Here is an 825-nt window from a genome sequence, read left to right on the forward strand (position 1 = left end):
TCACCGCTATCTATTAATGACCAGTCTATCGTATCGACTTCTGATGCTGATGAGTTTGCCGTGGCTGTTTGCGTGGTTTGGTCGGTAGTATCAACAGAGTCGGTGGCGTTATCGCAGCCTGTTAGCGCCCATATACTTGTAGTAGCGATTATCATCATACTTATTAGGCGCTTCGTCATCGACGTATCCTCTTTATTAATCATAAATTTTTATATAAGCGCTATTTTGACAGCTTTCTTTTGGCTTCTCTAGCGGAATAAAGCAAAATATCTTTTCTTATCTTAAAAATATGGAACACAGCATAGTGCCATCTATCAAACCATCTAGACCTAGACGCATAAAAAAACAGCCATCTTTCGATGACTGCTCTCGGTTCGCTGTTTCTTATTTTGTTTTTATATCGTTTAAATGCGCAAGGTTAACGATTCAACCTTAACCATTATCTACCGATCTGGCAGTTTACTTGATATTCTTTACCATCAGCCCATTTCATGGCTAGGATACCTTTATCGCCTTTCATATGCCATGCATAGACAACTTCTGGGTTTGACTCATTGACATAACTTGCCGTATCGCCCTCTACGCCGCCATTTAAAATAATTGGCTGCTCTGACCAGTTCACTTTAGGTAGGGTGGCAGTCAACATCACTTGTTTTTTATTGATAGATTGTTTTGCAAGGATTTGACTATCATCAGTACAAGTATAAGGTGCCGGTGCCATACGATCATAGGCTGCATCAGTTACGCTTTCTGAAGTAGGCGTTGTCGTACTTGGCGTGGTAGGAGTGTTTGGTGCGGTAGGCGTAGGCGCGGTAGTAGCACAAG

Annotated in this window: 1 protein-coding gene; it reads right to left on the reverse strand. The window is 41.8% G+C overall.

Annotated features, from left to right (window positions below; translation table 11 throughout):
- Window positions 1-439: 439 nt before the first annotated feature.
- A partial coding sequence (locus ACS8FD_RS18840) for a hypothetical protein (RefSeq protein WP_439276975.1) occupies window positions 440-825 on the reverse strand: 386 nt, incomplete at its 5' end.

The sequence above is a fragment of the Psychrobacter sp. 1U2 genome (assembly GCF_051847575.1).